The organism is Methanobrevibacter sp. (assembly GCF_030539665.1).
In the GTDB taxonomy this organism is placed as follows: Archaea; Methanobacteriota; Methanobacteria; order Methanobacteriales; family Methanobacteriaceae; genus Methanocatella.
The window spans coordinates 1-10,013 of record NZ_JAUNXR010000011.1 but is presented as its reverse complement, the minus strand read 5'-3'; the positions used below and the strand labels follow the sequence as shown (position 1 = coordinate 10,013).

General features: G+C 34.8%; 10 protein-coding genes. 8 read left to right on the top strand and 2 right to left on the bottom strand.

The genetic code is table 11. From position 1 onward, the window contains the following. Window positions 1-138 precede the first annotated feature (138 nt). From Q4P18_RS08460 to albA, 7 genes are all read left to right on the top strand, one after another. A complete protein-coding gene (locus Q4P18_RS08460; RefSeq protein WP_303337850.1) occupies window positions 139-939 on the top strand; it encodes an HAD family hydrolase in 801 nt (266 codons plus the stop codon). Between the two features lie 68 nt (window positions 940-1,007). Further along, entirely contained in the window at window positions 1,008-1,412 is a 405-nt protein-coding gene (locus Q4P18_RS08455) for a PadR family transcriptional regulator (RefSeq protein WP_303337848.1), read from the top strand. A 12-nt stretch (window positions 1,413-1,424) separates the two neighbouring features. Beyond that, on the top strand, window positions 1,425-2,522 hold the full coding sequence (locus tag Q4P18_RS08450; protein WP_303337846.1) for an ATP-binding cassette domain-containing protein: 1,098 nt from the start codon (window positions 1,425-1,427) through the stop codon (window positions 2,520-2,522). Next, window positions 2,509-3,696, top strand: coding sequence for an ABC transporter permease (locus tag Q4P18_RS08445; RefSeq protein WP_303337844.1), 1,188 nt, complete (start codon window positions 2,509-2,511; stop codon window positions 3,694-3,696). The genes Q4P18_RS08450 and Q4P18_RS08445 overlap by 14 nt, the downstream gene beginning before the upstream one ends. An 8-nt stretch (window positions 3,697-3,704) precedes the next feature. After that, a complete protein-coding gene (locus Q4P18_RS08440; RefSeq protein ID WP_303337842.1) occupies window positions 3,705-4,940 on the top strand; it encodes a PQQ-binding-like beta-propeller repeat protein in 1,236 nt (411 codons plus the stop codon). Window positions 4,941-4,961: 21 nt separating this feature from the next. Further along, window positions 4,962-6,500 (top strand): 2-isopropylmalate synthase, encoded by a 1,539-nt coding sequence (locus Q4P18_RS08435; RefSeq protein WP_303337840.1) that lies wholly within the window; start codon window positions 4,962-4,964, stop codon window positions 6,498-6,500. 71 nt (window positions 6,501-6,571) lie between these two features. Beyond that, on the top strand, window positions 6,572-6,847 hold the full coding sequence (gene albA, locus Q4P18_RS08430; protein ID WP_303337851.1) for a DNA-binding protein Alba: 276 nt from the start codon (window positions 6,572-6,574) through the stop codon (window positions 6,845-6,847). Between the two features lie 12 nt (window positions 6,848-6,859). Here the strand turns inward: albA and Q4P18_RS08425 are convergent, their stop codons facing one another. After that, on the bottom strand, window positions 6,860-7,510 hold the full coding sequence (locus Q4P18_RS08425; RefSeq protein WP_303337838.1) for a PHP domain-containing protein: 651 nt from the start codon (window positions 7,508-7,510) through the stop codon (window positions 6,860-6,862). A 3-nt stretch (window positions 7,511-7,513) separates the two neighbouring features. After that, on the bottom strand, window positions 7,514-8,551 hold the full coding sequence (locus Q4P18_RS08420; protein WP_303337836.1) for a DUF1786 domain-containing protein: 1,038 nt from the start codon (window positions 8,549-8,551) through the stop codon (window positions 7,514-7,516). 104 nt (window positions 8,552-8,655) lie between these two features. Between Q4P18_RS08420 and Q4P18_RS08415 the strand changes: the two genes are divergently transcribed. After that, window positions 8,656-9,963 (top strand): TrpB-like pyridoxal phosphate-dependent enzyme, encoded by a 1,308-nt coding sequence (locus tag Q4P18_RS08415; RefSeq protein ID WP_303337834.1) that lies wholly within the window; start codon window positions 8,656-8,658, stop codon window positions 9,961-9,963. Window positions 9,964-10,013 lie beyond the last annotated feature (50 nt).

The window sequence follows — 10,013 nt, the reverse complement described above, 5'->3', positions numbered from 1 at the left end:
TCAAAAATCGATATGAAACAAAAAATAATAAAAATTATAAGGTTTCAACAAGACTTTTCTCTTTTCTATTTTTTATTTAAAATCAAGAAAATTCTCCCATAGAAATCTATTTTAATATTTTTCAATAAACCTATTACCATGAAAAAAGCTATTGTCAGTGATAATTCAGGAACTCTGCTTGAGAGATATAGGGCCATTAAGGATATTGAAAGCGGAGACATTTTTACAAATATCAATTCACTTGACTTAATAGAGTCTGGAGAATATCTGAATCTTGTTGTATTGCAGTTTGATACCACAAGGCTTTTGGATCTCCCTCAGGATATTTTAATTTCTGATATTGTCCGTAGATATGACATAGATTTTGACGTTAGTTTTCCAAATACTGAAATTCCAAGAAGTGAGGTTGCAGAAATTATTTATAATGATGATGAGGCTACAATTGGGGATATTGTTGACTGTTTTAAAATTTTAAAGGTGAAAATTCCCAAAATTGAACTTTGCAACGGTTCTGCTTTAATCATTGACATTAAACAAAAAAGAATAAGATATACCATAACTTCTGCAGGCAAGCTGTTCCCTTCAGTCAAATCCACAATCAATAAACTACAGGAGAGAGGCATTGAAATCTTCATAGCTTCAGGTGATAGAAAAGGGGCTATTGAAAGACTTGCTAAATTGTTGAATATTGATCCTAACAATGCTTTTGGAACTGTTTCTACTCGTGGAAAGCGTGAAGTAGTTAAAAATCTTCAAGATGAGGATTATAAAGTTTTGATGGTTGGGGATGGAGTTAATGATATTTTGGCTTTTGAGGATGCCGATATTTCTGTTTTAACATTGGAGCAGGAAGAGGAAGTTTCTGATAAATTGCTTGACAAGACTGATTTTATAATATACAAATTTTCAGAAATATTGGACATTGTTGATAAATTATGACTTTCTATGTAGAAAATTTTATATATTAAATTTTTATATATATTATTTTTATATATAGGAGGTTTAATGTGGAAGGTAATGACTTAAAGGACTGCAACGATGCGGTTTTTGTAAAGCAATTCCATAATGGAGTTACCCGTATTTTAATCATGTGGATTATTAGTAAAGGTAAAATCCATGGATATGGCATTTCTAAGGAATTAGATAACTTTTTCTCTATTTTTAAAAAGTCTAATGACAATAAGTCTTCACACTTTAATCCAGCTAAAATCTACCCCATCTTAAAAAATATGGAAGATAAAGGATTGTTGGAAAGTGAAGGGGGAGTTATCAATAACAAAAAAGTAAAACTTTATAGCTTGACTGATAAAGGTCAGGAATCACTTGAAATGATAAGGAAAGGGTGGGCCAGTTTACTTAATGATGATTTGTGGATTGAATTTTTCAGGGATATGACTGGTTTTAATAAATGATGGAATGATAGCATGAAATATGCAATTGAAACTGAAAACTTAACAAAAAAGTATAAAGATTTCACTGCTGTTAATTCTTTAAACTTAACTGTGCCTGATAAGACCATTTTTGGAATGTTGGGCCCAAATGGTGCAGGTAAGACAACCACTATTAAGATGCTTACCTGTTTGATTCAACCAACTTCAGGAACCGCTGTTGTTGGAGGGTTTGATATTCAAAAAAATCCTAATGAGGTAAGAAACCTTTTAGGAATGGTTCCTCAACAGGTTAGTTTATACAAAGACTTAACAGTTCGTGAAAACGCTGAATTATGTGCAGATTTTTATGGAGTTCCAGTTGATGAAAAGGAAGACAGAATTTCTGACTTGATGGAGCTTGTTGACATAAAATATGCTCAAAACAAACTTATCAAACAACTGTCTGGAGGACAAAAGCAAAAAGCTTCTCTTGTAGCTAGCCTTGTCCATCGTCCGGATATTTTGTTTTTGGATGAACCAACCATAGGTCTTGATCCGACTACTAAAAGAATCTTGTGGGATTTAATCAGAGAACTTAACGACAGTGGCCACACTATAATTTTATGTTCTCATGATATGCATGAGGTAGACAAGCTTTGTGATTATGTAGGAATCATCAATACTGGTAATCTGGTTGCTTATGATACTCCGCAGGGCCTTAAAGACAGCTTAATCGAATCCCAAAAAGAGGAATATGAAAAGGACATTGCTAATACTTTAAATTCTGTATTAACAGAAAAGGCCGAAATTGAGGATTTGACAAAGACAGATGAAGATCAGCTATTTACAGAGAAGATTGACGATGACTTGTCCAAATTAAACTTCAGAAAAATCTCTTTCCTATTGGAAGAAAACACTGACGACATCGTTTCCATACTTCAAAATAACAGGCATGTTCATAAACTCAACATTGCCAAGAATGGCCGTATCACATTAAGAATTGATAATTTTGACGATGAGGCCATTAGTAACATATTGGGCGATATAATATCCCATGGGGCTGAAATCAAGTCAATTTTTACTGAAGAGCCTTCCCTTGAAGATGTATTTATTAAAGCTACTGCTGAGGTGAACGAAGATGAGCGAGCTTAAAAAGATTTGGTGGATGATTAAGAAGGATTTATTGAGTCTTAAAAGACACCCTGGCCGTTTGGTATCTATTATTGCATTTCCAATAATTATGATTTTACTGTTTGGATATGGTATGGGTGGAGAATTAACAGATTTGCCTGTTGCAGTTGTTTCACAAAGTGACGGTAATCTGACTGATGCAACATTAGATGCGATTAAAACCAATGAAGTCTATAAGGTGGTTGAAGTAACGGACGATATTGATGATGCCAAGTCAATGGTGGATAGGGGGGATGTTAAAGCAGCCATTATTCTGCCGGCTGATTATGACGATGATGAAAGTAGCTCCAAGGCCGTTACCCTATATTTAGATTCCTCAGATCAAATGGCATCCCAGATTATAATTCCATCTACTCAAGGAATATTTTCCAAAATATCTGCAATGTATTCCAACACTCAAAACATGAATCTGGCATCCTCACAGGGAACAGTTCAATTAACACAGCAACAAGCTTCTATGAATCAAACTTCATTCAATACTTTAAATCAGTTTTCAGAAGCTGTAAGTCTTCATATCAATAAAATTTATGGTACTATAAAATATATCGACTTTTTAGTTCCAGCTATTTTAGGAATGACTGTAATGATGAGTTGTATGATGGGAATGGGTTCATCCATTGCAGGGGAACGTGAAACCGGGGAGTTGCCAAGATTGTTCATGACTCCAACTAGTGTAGCTACTGTTGTAGGAGGTAAAATCGCTGCTAAATTAGTAATTGAACTTGGAAGGGCCCTGATACTGCTTATACTAGCCATCTTGCTTTTCAACGTTACTGTTAAAGGAGGCATTGTTCAGACTTTCATACTGCTTTTAATTGGAGCATTGTGTTTTGTAGGTTTTGGTATAATGCTTTCTGCAAGAACAGCGACTCAAGAGGATTACACTCAAATGGTAATGCCGTTCTGTATGCCTATGATGTTTGTTTCAGGTGTATTCTATCCGATTGAGACAATGCCCTGGATTTTCCAAAAAATTGCATATATCTTCCCATTAACTTATTTGAACGATGCTATGAGAGGAGTAATGCTTAAAGGACAATCCCTTGGAGACGTATGGATTGATATAGTTATTTTATTAGGATTCACATTATTATTCTTCATAATTGGTGTTAAAACATTTAACAGGGATGTGTAGGTGATTAGATGAAAAAACAATTAGCGATTGTATTTATGATTTTTATATTAGCTATAAGTCCAATAGCTGCAAACGATTGGAATACCTTTCAGGAAAACATAGAACATACAGGCTATTTGGATGACGCTTCTGACTTTGTAACAAATTTATGGACTGCCGATTTAGGGGATACTATAAAATCCTCTCCAGCTATATTTGAGAAGAATATTTTCATTGTTACATATGAGGGTATTTTAAAATCAATAGACATGGAAAAAGGAGATGTAAACTGGGAAATAGACTTTGAGGCAAAAACCAACTCTTCACCTGTTATTAGCAATGGAACCTTATATGTAGGTTGTGAAGAAGGTCTTAAGGCCGTAAATATTGATGATGAAAAAGTAAAATGGACTTTTAAAACTTCAGATTCAGTAGAATCAACACCTTTCGTAACAGATGATACAATTTACTTCGGCTGTGATGATGGACATTTGTATGGTCTTGACATAGATGGAAACAAGACATTGGATGTAGACATCGGTGGAAAAATCATCTCATCACCTATAGTTACCAACGATTCAATCTTTGTGGGAAGTACAAACACCAAATTTTACAGCCTTTCATTAGATGGAAACGAAAACTGGGTATTTACAACTGGTGATGAGGTTCTCTCAACTCCAGGATACGGTAACGATAGTGTTGTTTTTGGTTCTAATGACGGAACAGCATACTGCCTTAACATTGAAAACGGCCAACTTATTTGGAAAGCAGATCTCGACGATAAAGTAAGGGCATCACCTACAATTGACGAATATGATAATAATGTCTATTTAGGTTCAGATGGCGGCAATATGACTTGTCTTGATTTGAGAGACGGAACCAATAAATGGTCTTTCTCCACCGGATCTCCAGTTCAGTCCACTCCAGCTTTGAAAGGAAATTCCATAGCCTTCGGTTCAGATAACGGAAATGCTTATATCTTAAACAAATATACAGGATTGGAAACTCTTAGCTACAATCCAGGAACCATGCTCTTCAACAGTCCGTTTTCCGCATCACCTGTAATTTATGGAAACAGTTTATTCTTTGCAGGGGAGGATGGCTATCTTTACTCATTAGACATTGAAAAGCAGGATACTCCTATTTCAATATTCCTTTATTACGGATTGGCTATTCTTATTATCATCTTTGTAATTCTATTTGTGATTATTAAAAAAGCTAAAAGTCCTAAAAAAGATAAATTTAAAAAGAATAATAAAAAATAGTATATCACGGGAAGTTTTAACATGTATGGTAACGATATGGAAACACTCAAAAAAGAAAATATGAATTTAGCGGATAAAATTTATATTTTTGATACAACCTTGAGAGATGGGGAACAAGCTCCAGGTGTTGCTTTAACTGTTGATGAAAAAATTCAAATTGCTCAAAAATTAGATAAACTTGGAGTAGATAAACTTGAAGCAGGTTTTCCAGCATCATCTAAAGGTGAAGTAATGGCATGTAGCCAAATCAATGACTTAATTGATGCAACCACTGTAGGGTTGGCAAGAACCGTTAAGAAAGATATTGATGCAGTCCTTGATGCTAATTTGGATTATATGCATACTTTTATTGGAACTTCTCCATTACACAGAGATTACAAGCTTAAGATGGATAAGGAAACTATTATTCAAACTGCTGTAGAGGGTGTTGAATATGGTAAGGACCATGGTTTGACTGTTGAATTTTCAGCAGAAGACGCTACCAGAACAGAAAGAGATTTCCTTATTGACGTTTATGAGGCAGTTGTGGATGCTGGTGCTGATTTCTTAAATGTTCCTGATACTGTTGGAGTTTTGACTCCTGTTGTTACTCGTGAATTAATTTCCGATTTGAAATCCAAGTTTAAAACTCCTATTAGTGTTCATTTCCATAATGATTTTGGTTTAGCTACTGCAAACACTTTAACTGCTATTGAAAATGGTGCCAATCAGGCTCATGTTACTATTAACGGTATTGGTGAGAGAACTGGTAACTCATCCCTTGAAGAATTGGCTGTAACTCTTAAGGCAGTTTATGGTATTGACATTGGCATTGACACTACTCAACTTTATAATATTTCCGAATTTGTTGGACGCATTACTGGTATTAAAATGCCTGTTAACAAACCGATTGTAGGAGACAACGCTTTTGCTCATGAATCAGGAATTCATGTTCATGGTATTCTTAACAATGCTTTAACCTATGAACCTATTTCTCCTGAACTTGTTGGTCACTCTAGAAGGATAGTTATTGGAAAGCATACTGGTGCTAACGCTTTAAAATCAAAACTAGATGAATATCATATTGAATTGGATGATGAACAATTCCAAAGAGTATTCAACCAAATCAAAGCTTTAGGTGATAAAGGTAAAACAATCACAGATTCAGATCTTAAAGCTATTGCCGTAACTGAATTAAGTACTGCTAAGGAAACTCCAATCAAACTTAAAGGACTGGGTTTGTTATCTGGAGCTATTGTCTCTCCAACCGCAACCGTAAAATTGGAGATTGATGGTGAAGAAAAAGAAACTTCTGCTACTGGTGTAGGTCCTGTAGATGCTGCATTAAACGCTATCAAATCATTGATTTCTGATGAAATGGATGTTGAACTTGAAGAATATAATTTAGAAGCTATTACTGGTGGTACTGATGCATTGGCTGAAGTATTTGTAATCACTTCTGATTCAAACTGCAATAAATCCACTGGTAGAGCTACCAATGATGATATTGTAATGGCAAGTATCGAAGCTGTTTTAGATTCAATTAACAAGCTTTTACTCATTCAAAGAGCAAATGAGTAAATCTTCTTTCTTTTTTTTAAAGATATTTAAATACTATATAATTACAATTTTTAATTATATAATTTGGTGATATTATGGATGAAAAAATTATATATGTAGGTAATAAACCACTTATGAACTATGTTTTAGCTGTAGTAACACAAATTAACGAAAATACTAACTCTGTTATCCTAAAAGCTAGGGGAAAGGCCATTAGCCGTGCTGTTGATGTTGCAGAAATTGTTAGAAACAGATTTATTCCTGATTGTGTTGTGGATAATATTGAAATTTCCACTGATGAAGTTGAAAATGAGGATGGAAGTAAGTTGAACGTTTCTGTTATTGCAATTAAGCTTTCTAATGATTAATTTTCATAACAATTACTTTTTTTTCAGAACATTCTTGTCAAAAAGGTACTTGGCCAATTGTATATTTGATGTGCCTTTTCCGGCTGGAGCAACCTTGTTTTTTTTAATGGCCTTCAACACGCTGTCTATGTCTTTTTCACAATCTATTTTTGTATAGCAATCTCCGATGAATTCCTTGTAATGGGCATCACTTGATCCAAGGGCAGGTATACTATTTTTCATGGACAATTTTTTAGCCTTGCTGTTGCAATACCCTAATATGAATCTTGCATTTTTTGTCTCAATTCCATCGTATTCTAATCTTTCATCCGTTTTATCTAGGAGTCCGTGTCTATAAAAACAGAAAGGGTGAGGTACTATTGCTAATCCTCCTTGTTCGTGTATTCTATCAATAGTTTCTGCTGGAGTTAGGCCTTTTTCTATTAGCTCCTCACAACCAAATCCTAGGATGTGCCCTTCACTGCTTGATATTTCAATTGAAGGCACTATCAATACATCATTCAATCCTAAAGTTCTAGCTATCTTTGAGCCTTCGACGGTATTGTGATCACTAATTGCTATAATGTCCAGACCTTTTTTCTCAGCAGTTCTGATTATATCTTCTATTGATGTATTTGAATCTCCGGAGTAAATGCTGTGAATGTGAGGATCGAGTTTATACATTGTTTAATCCTTCAAGTATTCGATTGTTTTGATTAAACCAACAGTTCCAGTCATCATTACATCCCCTCCAGGACATGCATGATGCCAATCAAGGCCAGAATCTTCAATAAGTTCGCGTTTTGGCCCGCTTACAATTACTTTTTCTAATTTACTTATAGGATTCAATACATGAGCTCCATGTCCGTGGTCTTCATATATTTCCTTGTTTGTAATGGTGCCGTTAGCTAATTTTGTTATGTATTTATTCAATGATTCTCCATCAAGATTGGATGTATGGTGTTCAAATAACCCTTGTATTTTGCCATCTTCAATTGATGCCGCTGTTGTATGGCCATTTCCAATATCAATTACTACGTAGCTATTGAGGTCCTCTGCTATTTCATCGTATTGCATTCCTGCTATTGAAGCGAATTTAGTGTCCATTATCAGGGGGGTAATTTCAATTCCTTCTTCTTTCAATGTACTTTCAACGGATTTCATTCTTGAGTAGTATTCTGGAATGTCTCCTAAAAATCCGAACTCCTCAGGTTTTATTGGCTTGTCCAGCTTTTCCCTTATCTTTTCAAACCTGAAATCTCTATCTCCCATATTTTCATTAAAACCGTGGTCCTGTACTGCTATTGCAATGTTTTCAAAATCAAAATCCAAATCATATGCTAATATGACCTCTGAAAGCTTTTTAATGTCAATGTCTCCAAGTGTTATCTTTGTATATCCGCTATAGTCCTCATCCGGATTTGCTATTTTGATGCCGAATGATTTTACCTGTTCCAAATCATCCCTTATGGTTTTGGCGCAATGGCCTTTCATTACTACCTCATATCCCTTTTCCATATGTTCAATTATTCTGTTTTTAAGCTTTCCTCCTCCCATTATCTCTCCGTCAAAATAGATGTCGTTTTCACATTCTTTTATTAATTGTGCAATATACAAGTGGGGAGATGGAAGAACAAGCTTAATGGAGTTTTCCAATTCTTTTTCATCGTCATATACGATTATATCTTGTGTTCCTGTTCCTACATCAATAGCTACGGTTTTCATATTCTTCTTATTGTTTTTTATTTTATTAATAATTTAATGTACTATTATGTACAACAAAGCTTTAAATAAGACATTTAATATACCTTTTAATAGGTGTATTACAAATGGCAGAAGATTATAGAATTAATTTAACTCCTGATGATGTTCCTAAAAATTGGTATAACATTCTCGCAGATTTACCTGTAGAATTGCCTATGCCTAAAAACAGTGAAGGAAAAGATCAAATAGCTGATTTGCAAAAAGCATTTACAAAAGCAGCTCTTGAACAAGAATTTGCAACTGACAGATACATTAAAATCCCTAATGAAGTAAGGGAATTATACATGCAAATGGGAAGACCAAGCCCATTGGTAAGAGCAAAAAGACTTGAAGAAAAACTAAACACTCCTGCTAAAATTTACTTTAAAAGAGAAGACACTTCTCCTACAGGTTCACACAAATTAAACAGTGCTATTCCACAGGTTTACTTTGCTAAAAAAGAAGGAGTAGAAAGATTGACCACTGAAACCGGTGCAGGTCAATGGGGTACTGCTCTATCTCTTGCAGGTAACTTGCTTGACACTGACATTACTGTTTACATGGTAAAAGTTTCATTCAACCAAAAACCTGACAGGAAAAACATTATGAACATTTACGGTGGTGACGTTTACGCATCCCCAAGTGAAAATACAAAGATTGGACGCCAAATCCTAGAAGAAACTCCAGACCATCCAGGTTCTTTAGGAGTAGCTATTTCAGAAGCTATGGAAGAGGCTTTGGAAAATGATGAGGTCAAATACTCATTAGGAAGTGTTTTAAATCATGTAATGCTTCACCAAACCATCATTGGACAAGAAATCAAGACCCAATTAGAAATTGCTGAAGAAGAGCCTGATGTAATGATTGCTTGTGCTGGTGGAGGTAGTAACTTAGCTGGTTCATTATTCCCATTCTTAAAAGACAAGATTGCTGGAAACTCAGAAACCGAATTCATCGCTGTTGAACCTAGTGCTTGTCCTACCTTGACTGAAGGTTCTTATGAATACGACTTTGGTGATACCAACGGATTTACTCCAATGCTTAAAATGTTCACCTTAGGACACGATTTCGTTGCTCCTTCCGTACATGCTGGTGGATTAAGATACCACGGAATGTCCCCAATCGTTTCATTACTTACTAAAGAGGGATACATCAACCCTACTTCTGTTCATCAAACCGATGCATTTAATGCAGGTGTTACCTTTGCTAGTTCTGAAGGTGTATTACCAGCTCCTGAAACAACTCATGCTATTAAAGCTGCTATTGATGAAGCATTAAAAGCAAAACAAACCGGAGAGGAAAAAACTATTGTTGTTAACTTCTCAGGTCATGGAATGTTGGACTTGAAAGGATATGCAAGCTTTTTAGATGGATCAATGGAAAACAGTAAATAAATTTTCCATTATTTTATTTTTTTTATAATTTTTACTTATAACTTATAACT

Coding starts and splice junctions, on each gene's coding strand:
- Q4P18_RS08460 (WP_303337850.1), top strand. CDS start 139: ATGAAAAAAGCTATTGTCAGTGATAATTCAGGAACTCTGCTTGAGAGA.
- Q4P18_RS08440 (WP_303337842.1), top strand. CDS start 3,705: ATGAAAAAACAATTAGCGATTGTATTTATGATTTTTATATTAGCTATA.
- Q4P18_RS08450 (WP_303337846.1), top strand. CDS start 1,425: ATGAAATATGCAATTGAAACTGAAAACTTAACAAAAAAGTATAAAGAT.
- Q4P18_RS08435 (WP_303337840.1), top strand. CDS start 4,962: ATGTATGGTAACGATATGGAAACACTCAAAAAAGAAAATATGAATTTA.
- Q4P18_RS08415 (WP_303337834.1), top strand. CDS start 8,656: ATGGCAGAAGATTATAGAATTAATTTAACTCCTGATGATGTTCCTAAA.
- Q4P18_RS08425 (WP_303337838.1), bottom strand. CDS start 7,510: ATGTATAAACTCGATCCTCACATTCACAGCATTTACTCCGGAGATTCA.
- Q4P18_RS08420 (WP_303337836.1), bottom strand. CDS start 8,551: ATGAAAACCGTAGCTATTGATGTAGGAACAGGAACACAAGATATAATC.
- Q4P18_RS08445 (WP_303337844.1), top strand. CDS start 2,509: ATGAGCGAGCTTAAAAAGATTTGGTGGATGATTAAGAAGGATTTATTG.